General features: G+C 46.7%; 13 protein-coding genes and 2 pseudogenes. 4 read left to right on the top strand and 11 right to left on the bottom strand.

Going from position 1 to position 17,109, the window contains the following annotated elements:
- Window positions 1-257: 257 nt before the first annotated feature.
- From mobA to mobC, 3 genes are read left to right on the top strand one after another with little or no spacing between them, the layout of a single operon-like run.
- A complete protein-coding gene (gene mobA / locus NBH07_RS09605; protein ID WP_005944180.1) occupies window positions 258-683 on the top strand; it encodes a conjugal transfer protein MobA in 426 nt (141 codons plus the stop codon).
- A complete protein-coding gene (mobB, locus tag NBH07_RS09600; RefSeq protein ID WP_007366518.1) occupies window positions 662-1,912 on the top strand; it encodes a conjugal transfer protein MobB in 1,251 nt (416 codons plus the stop codon). The genes mobA and mobB overlap by 22 nt, the downstream gene beginning before the upstream one ends.
- Window positions 1,913-1,943: 31 nt before the next feature.
- On the top strand, window positions 1,944-3,953 hold the full coding sequence (gene mobC / locus NBH07_RS09595; protein WP_007366519.1) for a conjugal transfer protein MobC: 2,010 nt from the start codon (window positions 1,944-1,946) through the stop codon (window positions 3,951-3,953).
- A 41-nt stretch (window positions 3,954-3,994) separates the two neighbouring features.
- Here the strand turns inward: mobC and NBH07_RS09590 are convergent, their stop codons facing one another.
- From NBH07_RS09590 to NBH07_RS09545, 10 genes are all read right to left on the bottom strand, one after another.
- Window positions 3,995-4,387, bottom strand: coding sequence for a hypothetical protein (locus NBH07_RS09590; protein ID WP_007366520.1), 393 nt, complete (start codon window positions 4,385-4,387; stop codon window positions 3,995-3,997).
- Entirely contained in the window at window positions 4,380-5,843 is a 1,464-nt protein-coding gene (locus NBH07_RS09585; protein WP_007366521.1) for an ATP-binding protein, read from the bottom strand. The genes NBH07_RS09590 and NBH07_RS09585 overlap by 8 nt, the downstream gene beginning before the upstream one ends.
- A 150-nt stretch (window positions 5,844-5,993) precedes the next feature.
- A complete protein-coding gene (locus NBH07_RS09580; protein WP_007366522.1) occupies window positions 5,994-6,611 on the bottom strand; it encodes an RteC domain-containing protein in 618 nt (205 codons plus the stop codon).
- A 211-nt stretch (window positions 6,612-6,822) separates the two neighbouring features.
- Complete coding sequence (locus NBH07_RS09575) at window positions 6,823-7,236, bottom strand: dihydrofolate reductase family protein (protein ID WP_007366523.1); 414 nt, start codon at window positions 7,234-7,236, stop codon at window positions 6,823-6,825.
- A 281-nt stretch (window positions 7,237-7,517) separates the two neighbouring features.
- On the bottom strand, window positions 7,518-8,840 hold the full coding sequence (locus NBH07_RS09570) for a sigma-54-dependent transcriptional regulator (protein ID WP_007366524.1): 1,323 nt from the start codon (window positions 8,838-8,840) through the stop codon (window positions 7,518-7,520).
- On the bottom strand, window positions 8,833-11,151 hold the full coding sequence (locus NBH07_RS09565; protein WP_007366525.1) for a hybrid sensor histidine kinase/response regulator: 2,319 nt from the start codon (window positions 11,149-11,151) through the stop codon (window positions 8,833-8,835). The genes NBH07_RS09570 and NBH07_RS09565 overlap by 8 nt, the downstream gene beginning before the upstream one ends.
- Complete coding sequence (gene tet, locus NBH07_RS09560) at window positions 11,151-13,076, bottom strand: tetracycline resistance ribosomal protection protein (RefSeq protein ID WP_007366526.1); 1,926 nt, start codon at window positions 13,074-13,076, stop codon at window positions 11,151-11,153. The genes NBH07_RS09565 and tet overlap by 1 nt, the downstream gene beginning before the upstream one ends.
- A 256-nt stretch (window positions 13,077-13,332) precedes the next feature.
- A complete protein-coding gene (locus NBH07_RS09555) occupies window positions 13,333-13,533 on the bottom strand; it encodes a GNAT family N-acetyltransferase (protein WP_250833508.1) in 201 nt (66 codons plus the stop codon).
- Window positions 13,488-14,234: a GNAT family N-acetyltransferase gene (locus NBH07_RS09550; RefSeq protein WP_250833504.1), complete on the bottom strand. Its 747-nt coding sequence runs from the start codon at window positions 14,232-14,234 to the stop codon at window positions 13,488-13,490. The genes NBH07_RS09555 and NBH07_RS09550 overlap by 46 nt, the downstream gene beginning before the upstream one ends.
- Before the next feature lie 11 nt (window positions 14,235-14,245).
- Window positions 14,246-14,623 (bottom strand): nuclear transport factor 2 family protein, encoded by a 378-nt coding sequence (locus NBH07_RS09545; RefSeq protein WP_007366528.1) that lies wholly within the window; start codon window positions 14,621-14,623, stop codon window positions 14,246-14,248.
- Between the two features lie 117 nt (window positions 14,624-14,740).
- Between NBH07_RS09545 and NBH07_RS09540 the strand changes: the two are divergent.
- Window positions 14,741-15,019: pseudogene (locus NBH07_RS09540) on the top strand (DUF418 domain-containing protein); the annotation flags it as partial.
- 187 nt (window positions 15,020-15,206) lie between these two features.
- Here NBH07_RS09540 and NBH07_RS09535 read toward each other — a convergent pair.
- Window positions 15,207-16,991, bottom strand: a pseudogene (locus NBH07_RS09535) (helicase-related protein); the annotation flags it as partial.
- Window positions 16,992-17,109: the final 118 nt, after the last annotated feature.

Below are 17,109 nucleotides of genomic sequence, written 5' to 3'. Positions count from 1 at the left end.
CGGCAGGGTTCGCCGCAGGTGGCGCAGCCCGGAGTTTGAAAGGCATTCCCCCAATCCGGCCCCGACGGATTTTTATGTTCGCCTGAACATAGCAAGATGTCTTTTCAGCCGCTCAAAACGTTTTGAGCAGCCACGAAAAGCACTTGCCCTTGCAGGGGGCGGGCTTCCTCTCCGAAGTCGGGAAGCTTTTCAAACCTGCGGTGTCTGTGACCCCAAGCGGCGGCTTATGCCGTCCATCCGCTAAATCCAAAGTTTATATGAAAGAGAAAAGAAACAAGACCGGGAGAAATCCCAAACTTGATCCGGCGGTATTCCGCTACACCGTCCGTTTCAACGAGGAGGAACACAACCGTTTCCTCGCCATGTTCGAGAAGTCGGGCGTTTACGCCAAGTCGGTTTTCATCAAGGCGCACTTCTTCGGGCAGCCGTTCAGGGTGCTGAAAGTGGACAGGACGCTGGTGGATTACTACACCAGACTGTCCGATTTCCATGCGCAGTTCCGCGCGGTAGGCACGAACTACAACCAAGTCGTGAAGGAACTCAGGCTGCATTTTTCCGAGAAAAAGGCAATGGCGTTGCTCTACAAGCTGGAGCAACAGACCGTCGAACTCGTGAAACTGAGCCGTCAGATTGTGGAACTTTCAAGGGAAATGGAGGCGAAATGGTCGCAAAAATCAGTGTAGGAAAGTCGCTGTACGGCGCACTTGCCTACAACGGGGAAAAGATCAACGAGGCGAAAGGGCGTCTGCTCACCACCAACCGCATCTACAATGACGGCACGGGGACGGTGGACATACGCAAGGCGATGGAGGGTTTTCTCGCCTGTATGCCGGAGCATACGAGGGTGGAGAAACCGGTACTCCATATCTCGCTCAACCCGCATCCCGACGATGTGCTGACCGATACGGAATTGCAGGACATCGCACGCGAGTATCTGGAAAAACTCGGCTACGGGGACCAGCCGTATCTTATTGTAAAGCACGAGGACATAGACCGCCACCACCTGCACATCGTGACAATCAATGTGGACGAGAAAGGCAGGCGGCTCAATCAGGATTTCCTTTTCCGCCGCAGCGACCGCATCCGGCGGGAACTGGAACAAAAGTACGGGCTGCACCCGGCGGAACGTAAGAATCAACGGATAGAGAACCCTCTGCGAAAGGTGGACGCTTCGGCGGGCGACGTGAAAAGGCAGGTCGGGAATACCGTCAAGGCTCTGAGTGGACAGTACCGTTTCCAGACGATGGGCGAATATCGCGCCCTCCTTTCCTTATATAATATGACGGTGGAGGAAGCGCGGGGAAACGTGTGCGGGCGTGAGTATCACGGGCTGGTCTATTCCGTCACCGATGATGCCGGGAACAAGACGGGCAACCCGTTCAAGTCCTCGCTTTTCGGGAAGTCCGCAGGCTATGAAGCCGTGCAGAAGAAGTTTGCCCGTTCCAAGCAGGAGATTAAGGACCGGAAACTCGCCGACATGACAAAACGCACCGTCCTTTCCGTGCTTGAAGGCACGTATGACAAGGAGAAGTTCGTTTCGCGGCTCAGGGAGAAGGGTATCGACACCGTGCTGCGCTACACGGAGGAAGGGCGCATCTACGGAGCCACGTTTATCGACCATCGCACGGGCTGCGTGCTGAACGGCTCGCGCATGGGCAAGGAACTTTCCGCCAACGCTTTGCAGGAACACTTCACGCTGCCTTATGCCGGACAGCCACCGATTCCGCTTTCCGTTCCGGTGGAAACAGTAGAGGATATGCGCGAACAGACAGCATCCGACCACGAGAACACGGCGGGAGGTATCGGTCTGCTCACTCCCGAAGGTCCGGCTGTGGATGCCGAGGAGGAAGCCTTTATCCGGGCGATGCAGCGCAAGAAGAAAAAGAAAAGGCGCAAGGGTTTGGGAATGTAATCGAGGTATCAACATCAAAATTTTTCAATCTATGTCACAACAAGAAGACGATTTGAGGGCATTGGCGAAAATCATGGATTTTCTGCGTGCCGTGAGTATTATTTTAGTGGTCATGAACGTGTACTGGTTCTGCTATGAAGCCATACGGCTCTGGAGCGTGGACATCGGCGTGGTGGACAGAATCCTGATGAATTTCAACCGCACGGCGGGGCTGTTCCGTTCCATCCTCTACACGAAACTGTTTGCCGTCCTCCTCCTTGCCCTGTCCTGTCTGGGAACGAAGGGCGTCAAGGGAGAGAAAATTACTTGGGGACGGATCTGGACGGCTCTTGCCGCAGGGTTCGTACTGTTCTTCCTCAACTGGTGGATACTGGCGTTGCCGCTACCGGTTGAAGCGGTGACGGGGCTTTACGTGCTGACCGTAGGCACGGGCTATGTATGCCTGCTGATGGGCGGTCTGTGGATGAGCCGCCTGTTGAAACACAACCTCATGGATGACGTGTTCAACAACGAGAACGAGAGCTTCATGCAGGAAACACGGCTCATCGAAAGCGAGTATTCGGTCAATCTGCCCACCCGCTTTTATTACAGGAAACGTTGGAACAACGGCTGGATTAACGTAGTGAATCCCTTCAGGGCTTCCATCGTATTGGGTACGCCGGGCAGCGGAAAGTCATACGCGGTGGTAAACAATTTTATCAAGCAGCAGATTGAGAAGGGCTTCTCGATGTATGTTTACGACTTCAAATTCAGCGACTTGTCCACGATAGCCTATAATCATCTGCTCAACCACCCGGAGGGATACAAGGTGAAGCCGAAGTTCTACGTGATAAACTTCGATGACCCGCGACGCTCGCACCGTTGCAATCCCATTCACCCGGACTTCATGGAGGATATTACGGACGCTTACGAAAGCGCGTACACCATCATGCTCAACTTAAACAAGAGTTGGGTGCAGAAGCAGGGCGACTTCTTTGTGGAATCGCCCATCATCCTCTTCGCGGCTATCATCTGGTATCTTAAAATTTTCCAAAATGGCAAGTATTGCACGTTCCCCCATGCCATCGAGTTCCTGAACCGCCGTTACGAGGATATCTTCCCGATACTGACATCTTACCCGGAATTGGAGAACTATCTCTCACCGTTCATGGACGCGTGGCTCGGAGGGGCTGCCGAGCAGTTGATGGGGCAGATTGCATCGGCGAAAATCCCGCTGTCACGCATGATTTCCCCGCAGCTCTATTGGGTGATGTCGGACAGTGAGTTCACGCTGGACATCAACAATCCCAAAGAGCCGAAAATACTCTGCGTGGGCAACAATCCGGACCGTCAGAACATTTACGGGGCGGCTCTCGGTCTGTATAATTCCCGTATCGTGAAGCTCATCAACAAGAAAGGGATGTTGAAGTCGTCAGTTATCATCGACGAGCTTCCGACGATATATTTCAAGGGGCTGGACAACCTTATCGCCACCGCACGAAGCAACAAGGTTGCCGTATGTCTGGGATTTCAGGATTTCAGCCAGTTGGTGCGTGACTACGGGGACAAGGAGGCGAAAGTGGTGATGAACACCGTCGGCAATATTTTCTCCGGTCAGGTGGTGGGCGAAACCGCCAAGACGCTCTCGGAACGGTTCGGAAAGGTGTTGCAGAAACGGCAGTCCATTTCCATCAACAGGCAGGATGTTTCCACCTCCATCAACACGCAGATGGACGCGCTTATCCCGCCGAGCAAGATTTCCGGCTTGACGCAGGGAATGTTTGTCGGTTCGGTGTCCGACAACTTCAACGAACGTATAGAACAGAAGATTTTCCACTGTGAGATTGTCGTGGATGCCGAGAAGGTCAAGCGCGAGGAGAAAGCCTACAAGCCGATACCCGTAATTACTGACTTCACGGACGAGGATGGCAAAGACTGCATGAAGGAAACAGTGCAGGCGAATTACAGGCGTATCAAGGAGGAGGTGAAACAGATTGTCGCCGACGAGCTGGAACGCATCGCGGGTGACGAAAATCTGAAACATCTGTTGCAGCAGAAATAGTATATCCGTTTATATATGGAAAATCCGTAGCCGACGACCGGTTACGGATTTTTATTTTCAGATTGGAGATGCTTGTTGATGGTGGTAATGACAAGCATGAGCAGATAGTTTTTCAGTTCTGTATCATCTTTTAGTAGTATGCTGTATTCTTCGGCGAAGATTCTCAACAGTCGGATTCTGAGTTTCGACATTTCCTCACCGAAAGGTATCTGCCGGTTTTCTTTCCAATACTCTATTGTTATAGAAGACGCCAACCATTTGAACTCCGCTTTCATTTCCTTGCGGAGTTTCTTGAAACGGGTTTGCTCGGTGACAGGCGGGTCATTGTATGGCATCATATCAACCGGGTCATAAATGGATATGCAACCGATGCCGTAATCCATGATTACAGGCAAGTCTGCATCTGAATCTTTCTTATGTTTCTTCTTAGCCATCCTTCCTGTTGCCTTTTGACAAAATGATTTTTCCAGCTTCAGTAAGCCTGTATTTTTGGTTGCGGTGCTTGGGATTTTCCGGATGGGTTTGTTCGACAAGTCCCTCTCTCAATGCAGGATTTAGGTAACTGGTAAGGAAATTATCACGTCCCCTCAAAGATAAACGCTCCATGATTTCTTTCAACGGCAAAATATCATTTCCCAAAGCTGATACAAGCGACATTACTTGTCCTGCTACTTGTCCTGCTACTTGTCCTGTTTCTTGTCCTGTTTCTTGTCCTGCCACCTTATATCTGAAGACAAGTTTCACTTCATTGGTTGTTATTTGATATTCAGGCTCCGGCAAATTAACCTTTTGACATTCTTCTATTATGAGATTTATGCCGCGTCCCCAGCTCTCCAATACTTTTCGCACATAAAGCGTGTCTGCAATTAAAGGATTATGGGGCTTTGAACCATGTTCGGATTTGATTTTATTCATATCCCATTCGGACGGAAACGAACCGGGATTCTCTATTTCAACACGGTCATCATAGATGGCTATGGCTACCGAACCTCCAATATCACGGTAACTCCTGTGACATAGGGAGTTGATTACAGCTTCTCGTATAGCCTTATGCGGTATTTCCAAATGTTCCTCACGCTCCAATGCGTCCGTTGTTCCGGATAATGAAAGATGTCTGAACACAAAAGCCATTGCCTCGTCAAGCAGATGGAACAAGTTCCCGTGTACCCGTTTGTTGTCTATAAATACGGTTTTGTCTGTACCTCTGAATCGGGCAAGTCGCAGCAAGTTCTGCGGATAATGTACCAGTTTCTTTTTGGCGAACAATACGGCGGCTGCATTTTTAAGTACACCGCCTTCAAGAAGATTCAGTTTTTCAAGTATGATAGGAACTTCGTCACCTGTCGATTCGGGTAAACGTCCGTACTCTATTCCTAAACGTACCGTCTTGTGGATTTCCTCTTCATCCAAATCCGTAATCTTCAAATCGGTATTCGGGTAGGTTTCCCAGCTATGCCAGACTTTTTCATGCTGCAAAAGAAGTTCATTATACTTTGATTGTGGCATCGTTGTGGTCGCACTTTCCACCCGCATATATGGTCTTCCTTTATAGCAGAACGGACGGTTGAGCCTTGAATCTTCAACACGAAAAACAATTACTTTCTTCTCACTGTCCGGCAGCGGTGCATAAGATATTTGTACCATTGCCACAGGCTCCAACCGGTTGATCGCGTCCGCTATATCCCTCTTGGTCTTGTCGCTCACGTCTTGTCCGATGATTTTTTCCTTGTCGGTAACACCGAACAATACCGTGCCGCCTTCTCCGTTAAGGAAAGCGCAAAGCGTTTCCATGCCACGCTCCAACTGTCCGGTGGTTTCCTTGAACTCCACCCGTCCGCATTCTTTTTCGGCTATCAGCCGTTTTACTATGTCGAGGTTGTCTATGCTCATATACAATTCTGTAAGGTGGGTACAAAGATAGTGCTTTTCGCTGGTTTTCGGGCGAATAGATAACGAAATGTATCTGCACGGCAGGTACAAAACCTACAAAAAATCAGAGAGTGGCATAACGTCACCCCCTGATTCATCATTGGTACAGGATTATTTTCTCAAACGTTCCATTTCCTCGTCGCGGAGCATCTTCTCGTTCAGTTTCTCCTGCATCCTGTCAAGGAAGTAGGTGCGGCTTTCGTTCTTCCGTCGTTTGATGTCGATATAGAAGCGGTAGCAGTCCTTTGATTCGACACCGAAAATCTTGTAGAGGAGCGGGGCGAGCTGTTTGAGCGGCATGTTGCCGTTATTGATGCAGCCCATCTCGTTGATGCCGTAGATAAGTTCCACGAGGTCGATGGCGTTGCCCGTCCATTGCAGGGGTGAGGCGGGATTTTCGGTTGTGTTGTCGGAGGATGTACGGATGGGGATTAGTGGTGACACTTGGGGAGCGGCAAGGAACTTCTGCATCTTCCTAACGAAAGAGAGTGCCTTGCTGATGTAGGCTGCAACCTCCCTCTTTTCTTCGGGAAGATTGCGCACGGGATGGTGCTGCAACTCGATTTCAATGTAAGCCAGCGCGATGATGGTGCGGGTGGTGTCCACATTGCCGTTGCATAGTTCGATCACTTGCGTGGCGAAAGCCGTGTATGCCGTTTCCATATTGCAGTCCCCGGCTTCGTTTATACGGCGGAAGAACTCTGTTTCCGTCAATAAGAAATAATTCATGTCCTGTCAATTTTGAAATTTTACACTCTGTTTTTTCGGTATGCGCACATGAATATGATTGGCAAAAAGCGTGTCCATAAAATAAAAAATCCGGCACGCTCTCTGCAAGGTGCTGGATTTCAGAGTGATAATTTCGCGATTTATTTATCTGAAAGGAATTGTATTCAGCTTAAAGTGTTCATTTACTGAACATTCGTCCATTTTATGGACATCAAACGCACGCTTTATAGATATGGCGGACCACTCCGTTGCGGTACACCTTCTGTGAGGTCAGCGTCCATTGTTCCTGCGGCAAGGCGGATTGGAAGAAACGCTTTCCCGTTCCGGCAATGAAAGGAATCGTGTAAAGTATGATTTCATCCACCACACGCATACGCAGCAGCCCGTTGATGTAGTCCGCTTTTTCAGGAGTGACTTCCGCCAGATAGCAGATGTCTGTTGTGGATTTCCGCCATTCGTCAAGCATGGAGATGGAATAATCCGGTGTGATATGATAAAGGGCGTTTTCCCTTATCTCATTGATGCCGCAATCTTCAAGGCGCAGTTCCTTATACGCTTTGCAATATAACTCGGAGCTTTGACAACCGTCTATCGTGAGGACGGCAAGAATCTGTACTTTACCCATTATCGTTTCCTTTCGTTGGGCAAGGGCAAAAAAGTAGCGTGCAAATCACACTACTTTCAAGCGACGGCTCTGGTAAAGCCTTTTACGGAGAGTACGTGAATGCACGCTATGCGTAGGCATAGCATAAGCATCACGCAATCGTCTCCGTAGTGTCAATTTACCAGATTTTCGCTCGAAACGCCTTGCGGTCTTATGTTATATATAGGCGGCAAAAGGCTCTGCCAGTCGCCGTTACCTTCTAATATGTCATGCAAAGATAGCCATTTTCAGCGAATTGCGGGCTATGGTTGCTCAAATTTATACTTCAATCCATATTCTTCCAGTTTATTATAGAGTGTTGTCCTGCCTATTCCAAGCAATTCGGCAGCAACCTTCCGGTTCCCGCCAGCCTGCTTCAAAGCACGTATAATCCGCTCTTTATCTTCCTCTTCGTTGCGTAGGGAGAAGCCGACAACAGAGGTTGTTTCGGTTATTCCAAGTTCCAGATGCTCTTTCGTGACAAGTCCCGTCTGAGCCTGCAACACCGCACCCATGATTTTCTGCCGAAGTTCGCGCACGTTACCCGGCCATGAATGGATCAGTAACACTTTCCGCGCTTCGGAACTGAAGCCACTAACATTGCATTCCAATTCCTTATTGGCAATCTCACGGAAGAACTCCGCCAGCGGCATGATGTCCTCCTGACAGTCACGTAAGGGCAGAACGGTTATCTCGAAGTCATGTAGGCGGTATAACAAATCCTGTCGGAAACGCTTTTCATTGACCGCCTTTTCCAGATCCTCGTTGGTGGCGGCGATGATGCGGACGTTGAAACTGCGGTCGGACTTGTCGCCAACGGGACGGAACCGCCGTTCCTGTATGGCACGGAGTAACATCTGTTGGGTTTCCGGTGCGAGATTACCCACTTCATCCAAAAACAATGTGCCGCCTTCCGCCTCGTGGAAATAGCCTTTCTTTGTGTTTTCAGCACCAGTGAACGCTCCTTTAACGTGTCCGAAGAACGCCGATGGCGCAAGTTCTTTGGTGAGTGAGCCGCAGTCCACCGCCACGAAAGGCTTGCCTGAACGCTTGCTTTTATCGTGCAGTAGATGGGCAATATGCTCTTTGCCAGTACCGTTCTCCCCGAATATCAGTACGCTCATGTCGGTAGGAGCTACCAGCCTTATCCGGTGCATGATTTTCTGAAAGGCTGAACCGTCACGGGCAAATACGGGCATGCGGCTTCGCCCGATATTCCGCTCTTTCAGTATGGTGCGGAGCAAAGGCACGAGTTTGTCCTCCACGAGTTGCTTGGGTATGTAGTCCAGCGAACCGAGTTTCATGCTTTCAACCGCCGTATGTACTTCGGCATAGTCGGTCATGATGATGAACGGCTGCGTCATGCCTTCTTTGCGCATCCAGCGCAATAGGTCGATGCCGTCACCGTCAGGCAAACGCAAATCAGAAACTACTATATCATTGTCAGCGGCTTGTTGCAGAAGTTTCTTCGCTGTCGAGAGGTGGAAAGCCTGCACGGTACGGAATTTCTCCCGTGCCAGCAGGTTGCAGACAAACTCGCAATATACGATGTTGTCCTCCACCACGATGATTTTTGTTTTATCCATTTTCGTATTTTCTCCTTTCTTCTTTTGCCAGCCGGATTATCTCCGAACCCTTATCCAATACGGCAGTCACGGCGTTGTTCAATGCTTCATAATCGGGAACGGCACTCCCATGAAGCTGTTTATAAAGTTCCCTTAATGGTTGGTCGGCACGCAGTATCTCCCACGAACTACGTAGGTGGTGTGTCAGGGCGTCCAGTTCTTGAAAGTCTTTCCGTTGTTCCCCATCCCTGACCGACTGCATTTCCTTTTCGGTTTCCGCTATCAGTTTATCCAACATGACGGATTCATTGCCGTAAGACAGTAGGGAGGAGAAATCAGGCTTTTCATTTTGTTTACCTTTCATGGCGCACTTGTCGGAAACTTCCATCAGCTCCGATATGGAAAACGGCTTGAGAAGGCAATCAGAAAATCCACGTTCTAAAAGTTCCTCTCTGTTGCAACTGCCCGAAGCGGTTGTTACAATAATCGGAATGATCCTTGAATTGCCCACATTGGAGGTGCGTAGCAGTTCCAACAGCTCGAAGCCGTTTATATCCGGCATATTCAAATCGGTCAGAAGCAGACTGTATTCTTTCCGGCGTATCATTTCCATCAGTTCCGCCGCATTGGTACAGGTATCGCAATGTATCCCTTCTTGTGCATACATTTCTTTCAGCATTAGGAGAAGTACCTTGTCATTGTCGATGGCAACAATATCATGGAGTGTTCGGTTATGATGAATCTGTGTTTTATTTATCCGTTCCGGCAATTCCTCGGCTGACTGCATGGGTATCTCCACCGTGAAACGGCTGCCCTTGCCTTTCTCGCTCTTCAGCTGGATTGTGCCGCCGAGCATTGTCACAATGCGCTGAACAATGGAAAGACCTAATCCGAAGCCGTCCTTTGCGGCAGCGTTTGACAAACGTTCAAACGCACCGAACACACGTTGCTGTTCCTCTTCGGTCATACCCGAACCCGTATCTTTGACGATAAGTTTCAGCATACCGTTATCATACCCCATTGTCAGAGAAACGGCACCGTTCTCAGTGAACTTGATGGCGTTTGACAGCAGGTTATTTCCAATTTGTAGAATGCGTTCCTTATCGGTCAGTACAACAGCATCCGTGTGATTCGTCACAGTAAGAGCAAGTCCCTTGTTTATGGCAATTGGCATAAACTCTGATTCGAGCGTATGCGCTATTGATGAAATCCTACACGTGGAGAAATTAGGTTGTTCCTTGCCGTCGTCCAGCCGAAAGAAACTCAGAAGAGTATTAAGCATTTCACGCATACGGTCGGAGGATTGCTGAATATTTCGGATATACATCCCGGTTTTATCCGCATTGAAGTTTTTTTGTATCAGTCCGGCATAGCCCGTTATTGCAGTCAGCGGTGTGCGTAATTCATGGGTAATGGTATGTACGGCTTTCTTGCGGGAGGTTATCAGTGCCTCGTTTCGCTTTGCCATTTGTTGCAGTCGCTCGATTAAATCTGCGGTTTCCTGTTTATATCGCTTGATGCGGTTGGCATTTCGGTGTATGATGATATATGATATGACCAGTAGCAGTATAACGAACCCTGTCAAGCCCCCAATCTGAATGAACGACCGTTCCCGCATGGCTGTTATCTCGGCTTCCCGCTTTTGTAGGTCAGTTTGTACTTTCCCGTCTATTTGAACAACCAGTCCTTGCAGTTGCCTGTTAAGTTCCGCATTTCGTGCGGCAAGGCTATCGGCATGAACCGATAAGCGGCGGCTTTGCGCCTGTTGTTCGGTTCTCATATTCCGGTTAAAGGAACGGTGCATCGTGGTAGTCACAGTTGGTTTCGCTTCTTCCTTTTTGCCGAAGATGCCCAAGAAACCTTTGCGCTTGGACTTCTTGGGCTGTTCCTGCACACTCTTCTGCACGATTACAGGTACTTGACTGGTTATCTTATCGTTGATGGCTTGTTGTTGTTCAAGTATTTGAACGATTTGGCACATCTGCCGTTCCTTATCTTCGAGAAGATGGCGTACGCTGTCTATACGCTCTGCCGGATAGGTAGCTTTGAAACGGCAGAGCATACTATCCATTGCCATACGCTGTGCATGGTAATGTTCGATATCTTTATCGTTCCATTCCAGTATTGTTTCACCAAATAGAGAAAATTTTATCATTTGAATATTGATATTGTTTATCTCTTTTCGGAACTCGTCTATTTTTTTATTGTCAAGTTCTAATGCTTCTATCTCCTGCCATTCATAGAAGCTATTATATGCTATACATCCGATAAGAACGGAGATAAGTATATACCCCAACCGTATTGTCTTATAGAAATTCCTGGATCGTTCCATTATTTTGATGATACTGATTTTTCAAACATGAATAAAAGTTTATCCTTTTCTTCCATACGGGTATTATCAGAATAACCGCCTTTTGTTATTTGATACCCACACGGCTTAACCATAAAAGTGCCTAAGCCTTTAGTGTATGAACTTACTTCTGAAGCATAGTCTTTACTTGTATTTAATGGAACTTTCCCTTCAATAAGACACCACTCTTTATTACAACTGATACCTTTAATCTCAGACATCATTTTTTGCAGATCTGTAATAGCTTTGGAACTTGCTACTTGTGGTATCTGTAACTCAAAATAGAGCATCGGTTCGAGAATATCCACTCCTGATTGTTGCAAAGCCAACCTGAAGACATAAGGAGACAATTGTCTAAAATCGGCAGGGGTACTTATCGGACTATAATAAAGGGCATAAGTAAAGGTTACTTTCAAATCCGTCACTTCCCATCCATGCAATCCCGATTGGCAAGACATACGGATTCCTTCAAAAACGGCATTTTGAAAAGAATGGTTCAGATAACCAAAGGAGATTTCACTTTCGATTTGCACCCCTGACCCTATCGGTAAAGGTTCCAGAGTCAGTCCTATTGAGGCCCAGTAAGGGTTGGGAGGGACTTCGATATGGATAATCTTATTCACCTTCTTTTTAGGTCGTTCTTTGTAGATAGTCTTGATTTCATCAAAATGGGTCTTTACGGAGAATCGTTCTTCCAGCAATGTTTGTATGATTTCTTTTTGGGTTAAACCATATAACGAGATTTCCAATTCATCACTATATGAATTTATGGAAAAGGACAGAGACGGGTCTTCAATAAACAATACATTTAGAGCGGATATCAACTTGCTTCTCTCTTCGGGCTTGTCTGGTCGGACAGAAGATTTGAGGGCGGGATGCTGATGAGATAATCCTTGAATCAGACAAGGTTTAACACCTAAATAATCTCCGATTCTTAATTCTTCTATATCTTCTATAATTGCGATATCATTAGCAACCACTTCATCAACATTTATCTCTTTGCCCTGATAAATGGTTTTTAGATTTTTAATCTTGATGAATTTTTCCGAATCATTGACTTTTATAACGGTTCGAAGTCTCAGACTTCCGTCAATAATTTTTAGAAAACTTCTTTTATGCCCTTTGGGGTCATGTTCTATTTTATAAAGATAAGCTGAAAGTCTATTTGGGACTGATGCCGGAGGAAATATAAAAGAAATGATGGCGTCTAACAACTCATTGATGCCAATATTGCACATTGCTGATCCATGCAAGACCGGATAGGCTTTGGCTTTTGCCACAAGAGCGATTATCGCATTCCAATAATCTGCCGGTAAGATTTCTTTATCCGCCAAATATAGTTCTAATATATCGTCGTCATGGTTGCATACAAATTCTTTGTGTTCTGCCCTTATATCTGTTGAGGTGCAAATCGGGTAAACTACTCCATCGACAACCGTTTGCATAAACAAGACGTCTTGCGACAGATTTGTTTTTATGTCCAGATATAAACGCTCAAGATTTACGCCGGCACGATCAATCTTATTGATAAATATAATTGTCGGGATTTGCAGTTTTTGCAAAGTCTTGAACAGCAACTTTGTTTGTGCTTGTATGCCTTCCTTTGCCGATAATATGAGGACTGCTCCATCAAGCATTTTGAATGTCCGCTCCACCTCTGCAATAAAATCCATGTGTCCCGGAGTGTCAATGATATTGCATTTCACACCATTCCAAACAATAGATGTCGTAGAAGCCCGAATAGTAATTCCTCTACGTTTTTCTATATCCATAGAGTCTGTTATGGTGTCACCTTTATCAACACTGCCGCGCTTTTCCGTTGCTCCGCAGGCAAATAGCAGATTTTCGGTTACGGAAGTTTTTCCTGCATCAATGTGAGCAAGAATTCCTAAATTTATAATGTTCATTTGATTAAGCAATAATATACTACAATAGATGCATTGCCGAAACGCACCTTTTAATACCTCCTCGTAGCATGTGGAAAACTACAGGATTCTTAACTCGTATTAATATGTATATTATTACTGCCGCATAATTGAACGCAAATTTACGAAAAAAAAGTTCCCTGACAAAAGCACAAAGAACTTTTTTAATCTATACGTATTTTTATTTGGTATTATTAATTTGTTATTTGATGATGAGGGCTATTCATATAAATGTAGGTTAAATTTTTCTGACCATTTCAAACTGTTGTCCTTTTGGGGTAAGTCCTAATGATGACAAGAAACCAGTGACTGATTCACAATCGCAATCAACATTAGTAAATTTGAGTACATCGCTTTGAAAATGACTGACAGCACTTTTAAGCAAGGACTTGCCTATTCCTTTACGCCGGTAATCTTTTGCAACTGCGAGGGATGAAATATCGCCTGATGCCGGTAATCTTTTGCAACTGCGAGGGATGAAATATCGCCTGATGCCGGTTCAAAGATAACAAATCCGACAAGTTCTTCTCTTTCATAAGCTCCCAATATGTCCAAATTGTCGATTCCGCGTTCCAGTGAAGCCCTGTCATTTTGCCATGAAGGATGAAAATCGAACCAGGCCGTTTGGTTAAGGCAGTTTTTTAAATCCGATGGGAGTATGCGACATGCAGTATGGTTTACTTGCAATACAGGAACAATATCGCTCAGTTTGGCAGAGTAGTAGTTGAAATTTCTCTGTGTTTCAAAGCCTAATTTGCGATATATTTTTATTGCTTTGTGATTGTGTTGCAAAACTTCCAGTACATATTGCCGAACTCCTTGTTGATATATCAATTCGAGGCTGAAAGTGAATATTTTTTGGGTTAGGTGTAATCCCCGGAATGAAGGTACGGTTCCCGTCCCTGTGTCATAAGCCGTCAAGATGTTGTTGTACATGCCTGTTCCGTTAAACACAAAAGAAATCAGCCGTCCTTCGAAAAATGCTCCGAAAGATAGTTGTGGATTGTATCCTCGTCGGTCGAGCATGCGTCGCAATTCATCCGCATTCAAAGAGAAATCATAATCTTTGAATGCGGATGAGAATGCCGCATACAAATCTTTGAAAGAAACGGACTCTAAAGAATGAATGATGATTCCCATATCGGACGGTGTTATGTGTTTGGATTTTTATCACTATTCTCTACGGTTAAACCGTGCTGTTTGAGAAAGCTGAGCTTATCCCAATAACCTCTTTGGAAAACGATTTTATCGTTTTGCACATGGAAGAATCCGCATCCTCGCAACCCGAGCGGATCTTTCCATTCCATGATAGCCCATTCTCCATCCTCGAATATATGCTCAACAATACAAACCATTTTTGAGGTTGCAAATTCATTTACAAACATTTTATGGATAGCTGTTTTTCCTATAACCGGGGTGTTTGCGACTTGATGGTTTATGGCATCCTGAGCGTATAAGTTTGCCAAAGCGACTGCATCGGCGGCGTTGAAGCAGTCAATCCATTCTTGTAGTATCTCTTTTGGCGTCATATTTTTCGTATCTTTTATTCTTTAATATTTAATTGTTGCTTTTTCCTCTATAAGTTAGAATTAGATATTTTTCTAATTCCTTTTGAAATGATCATCAAAAACAAAATTAGTATTTTTTTCTGTTTTACTGATGATTCTGTAGAAATATTCTCGTTCATATTATTGTGTCATAAGGAACGTGTCAAAAAAGCGGTTTCCACATTACAGCTTTATGGTAAAATGAGTTTAACCAACTACATAACGCAATCTGTTGTCGGTACTGTTATCTATTTCCCATTCGTATTCTATTTAGCCCCTTATTGTGGGTATGCAGCAAGTTATCTTATCGAATTCACTCTCTTTGGGAGTCAAATATGGTTGTGCAAATGGTGGCTGACAAAACATAAACAAGGTTAGTTGGAATATTTTTTGGTATAATGTTTATAAACATAAATCAAGAAAGAATAAATAAATTTAATAGAGGCTGCCCAAAAAGAAAGAAATCCTTACAATCACTCTTCTACAGATACTTGCAGAGGGGATAAGATTTACTTTTAGACCTTTTGGATAGCCCCTATTAATATTTTATATAAAATTCATAATTTTAAATTTTTATCCCTTTCGATCGGTTTTCATCCTTAAACTGAAAACCCGGACGCCCGATAATGATATGATTGGCAATGAAATTGCCAGACGGACTTCGTTTATCCATCGGGCTGCGTATCGGTGGTGCATCATCGGTTTGTTGTGGCGATATGCTCCGTACACCTTCCGAAACAGGCTTGACCTCCTGTCCGTCGTTCTCCTTTTCGGCGACATCGGGTGTAGGCGGCGCAAGCTCTAACTGTATTTTGCGGTCAAGCGCGGCAAGTTCGGACTTCAACTGTTTCAGTTCGTCCTCCTTTTTCCATACCTTACTTGCTATCTCCTGCAACTGTGGGACTTCCTTTTCCAGCACCTCGTTCTTTCCCTTATACTGGTCGATGATGGACGGAATCCTCTCCAATGCGTTCAGGAAATTACGTGCGGCGGCTACCGGATCAGCCATCGCCAGATGCCCGTTATTGTAAGTGTACTTGTAGTTTCCCTCCACCACGAAACGGTTGTCGGTAAACTCCAGCCCCTCTTTGAGTATTCTCTCGCTGACCACCTTTATCGGAAAACCGTAAAGTTCCCCGACAGGCTTGTACAAACCGCCCGTCGTGGCGTTCTTGGCGATTTCCTGCAAACGCTTTCCGATAACCTTTTCATCGGTAGAATCCACACCGTCCACCTTGACAGCATTCTGGCGATTGCCCTCCTTATCGGTCTTGACAACGGAAAGAAAGCGGTTCCAATCTTCCGTCATGGCTTCGATTACCGCCGTATTGTTGCGCAGTTCCCCCGTCTTGGCTTCCAGCTTGAACTCCGAATCGCGCTTGCCCTTGTTGAACGACTTGCGTTCCCCTTCGAGCGAGGCGATACGCTTTTCCAGTTTCGCCTTGTCCAAAAGGTCGGTATTGCCGGAGAGCAACGCCATGTACTCCGAGAAGTTCATGCCCGATTTCTCGTCCATAGCCCCCTCGTCGATGGTACGCGCGCCCATCGCCCCGCTTTTGAGCTGCGAGATGAATGTCTGCTTGCAGTGCAGCAGGTTGAACTTGTAGCTGTCCAGCGACTTTTCCACAGCGTAGATGATGACATCCACGTTGTTCCCGGCAAAATGCTTGGCAATCTCGTTGCCTGCCCTGACTCCCCGTCCGTCACGCTGTTGTAGGTCGGACGGACGCCACGGCGTATCCAAATGATGGATTGCGACACACCGTTTCTGCGCGTTCACACCCGTTCCGAGCATGGAGGTGGAGCCGAACAGCACGCGCACCGTTCCGGCGTTCATGGCGTCTATCACCCCCTTGCGTGCCTTGTCGGTCTTGCACTCCTGAATGAAGCGCACCTCGCCTGCCGGGATGCCGTAGTCCTCCGTCAGTTTCCGCTTTATCTCGCTGTACACGTTCCACCCGTCGCCCGGCTGGTACGTTCCCAGATCCGAGAACACGAACTGCGTGCCTTTCTGCGCGTCATACCTGTGGTAATACTCCGCAATCGTCTTGGCGCAGTGCGAAGCCTTGTTGTCGGGGTGGTCTTCGTAATGCGGGTCTATCATGCGCATATCGAGAGCCATCTTGCGGGCGTAGTCGGTGGCGATAAGCATCTTCGCCTTCTCCTCCGTTTCCGACAGGGGTGGTCTGCCCAGCAGCGTGGCGTCACCCGTCTTGGCGAACTGCATCAGCTTTTGGATGAAGTCCTCCTGCTCCGGCGTCGGCGGTATGTGGTGCAGTATCTCGTTCTTGTGCGGACGGTCCACGCCCACGTCCTCCGCCGTGCGGTAGTCGGTTATCTCGTTGTAAAAGTAATGGGGGTGAATGTAATCGACTGATTACTAATAAAAAGCAGAATATATAATCTGATAAGGTGAACGACTAAGAAACGAGCGAGTTTCTTTCCCTTTCTTTATTCTGCAAAGTCTC

This window comes from Parabacteroides sp. B2-S-102 (assembly GCF_023656665.1).
GTDB classification, from domain to species: domain Bacteria; phylum Bacteroidota; class Bacteroidia; order Bacteroidales; family Tannerellaceae; genus Parabacteroides; species Parabacteroides distasonis.
Note: the sequence above shows the minus strand (reverse complement) of the source record. Positions and strands in the feature narration are given on the sequence as shown.

Bases quoted from the DNA above. Each gene is read 5' to 3' on its own strand.
- mobA (WP_005944180.1), top strand. From the start codon at position 258: ATGAAAGAGAAAAGAAACAAGACCGGGAGAAATCCCAAACTTGATCCG.
- mobB (WP_007366518.1), top strand. From the start codon at position 662: ATGGTCGCAAAAATCAGTGTAGGAAAGTCGCTGTACGGCGCACTTGCC.
- mobC (WP_007366519.1), top strand. From the start codon at position 1,944: ATGTCACAACAAGAAGACGATTTGAGGGCATTGGCGAAAATCATGGAT.
- NBH07_RS09590 (WP_007366520.1), bottom strand. From the start codon at position 4,387: ATGGCTAAGAAGAAACATAAGAAAGATTCAGATGCAGACTTGCCTGTA.
- NBH07_RS09585 (WP_007366521.1), bottom strand. From the start codon at position 5,843: ATGAGCATAGACAACCTCGACATAGTAAAACGGCTGATAGCCGAAAAA.
- NBH07_RS09580 (WP_007366522.1), bottom strand. From the start codon at position 6,611: ATGAATTATTTCTTATTGACGGAAACAGAGTTCTTCCGCCGTATAAAC.
- NBH07_RS09575 (WP_007366523.1), bottom strand. From the start codon at position 7,236: ATGGGTAAAGTACAGATTCTTGCCGTCCTCACGATAGACGGTTGTCAA.
- NBH07_RS09570 (WP_007366524.1), bottom strand. From the start codon at position 8,840: ATGGATAAAACAAAAATCATCGTGGTGGAGGACAACATCGTATATTGC.
- NBH07_RS09565 (WP_007366525.1), bottom strand. From the start codon at position 11,151: ATGGAACGATCCAGGAATTTCTATAAGACAATACGGTTGGGGTATATA.
- tet (WP_007366526.1), bottom strand. From the start codon at position 13,076: ATGAACATTATAAATTTAGGAATTCTTGCTCACATTGATGCAGGAAAA.
- NBH07_RS09550 (WP_250833504.1), bottom strand. From the start codon at position 14,234: ATGGGAATCATCATTCATTCTTTAGAGTCCGTTTCTTTCAAAGATTTG.
- NBH07_RS09545 (WP_007366528.1), bottom strand. From the start codon at position 14,623: ATGACGCCAAAAGAGATACTACAAGAATGGATTGACTGCTTCAACGCC.